1 protein-coding gene is annotated in these 1018 nt (G+C 36.7%); it reads left to right on the top strand.

The features are described from left to right. Positions 1-1018 (top strand): ISL3 family transposase (locus ACFQRG_RS16455; RefSeq protein WP_380968048.1); only part of this gene is annotated, 1018 nt, incomplete at both ends.

Below are 1018 nucleotides of genomic sequence, written 5' to 3' on the forward strand. Positions count from 1 at the left end.
ATCTTTGAACGAACATCTTATTTGTTTTATCACAAACGTCGTTATGTTTGTTCATGTGGGAAGCGATTTACGGAGAAGAACAGTGTTGTGGAACGTTATCAAAGGCACTCTATCGAATGGAATCAAGCGCTTGGTTTGCGCGTCATCCATGGCAAAAACTTTAAAGATACTGCTGCGCAGTTTCGAACATCGCAGACAACAGTTATTCGTCGGTTTGATCGAATTTCCTCTATACACCTAAAGGAATTTGAAGAATTACCTAAAGTGATCGCCATTGACGAATATAAAGGTGATACGAATGAAGGAAAGTATCAAGTGATCATCGCTAATGCACAAACAGGTGAACCTTTAGATATTCTCCCAAATCGATCAGTCAAAACAGTTAAAAATTATTTGCGCCGTAAAGGATCAAAAGTTGAGAAGGTCGTTATGGATATGAGCTACAGCTTTAAATCAGCTGTTAAACAGGCACTTGGAAACCCTGTCATTATCGCGGACCGGTTTCATTTTTGCCGTTATATCTACTGGGCTTTAGATCGTATAAGACGCCGTGTTCAAAAAACATTCCATGAGTACGATCGTAAAAAGTGTAAACGCATGAAGCACATCTTTTATAAACCTTACGAGGCGTTAAGTGGTAAACAGCGTTGGTATTTAGAAAGGTATCTTAAGTTATCAGAGGAATTAAGATGTGCATATCAGTTAAAGGAATCTTTTCATTCGTGGTTTAAAAATGCCAAAGAGATTGGGTTAACCCAAATGAATGAAGTAAAAAAAGGCTTAAACGCCTTTTATGATCAGGTCACTGAATCAGGGATAAGTGAGTTTATAAAAGTTATTCAAACGTTTAAGAATTGGCAGATTGAGATATTAAATAGCTTCGCCTTTGGCTATACAAATGGTTTTATTGAAGGATTGAACAATCAAACCAAGGTGATTAAGCGAAATGCCTTTGGTTTTAAGCGTTATGATCGTTTACGATTACGTGTTTTATTACATCATCAATATAAATCAATGG

Origin of the sequence: Scopulibacillus cellulosilyticus, assembly GCF_042665295.1 — a bacterium.
In the GTDB taxonomy this organism is placed as follows: domain Bacteria; phylum Bacillota; class Bacilli; order Bacillales; family Sporolactobacillaceae; genus Scopulibacillus_A; species Scopulibacillus_A cellulosilyticus.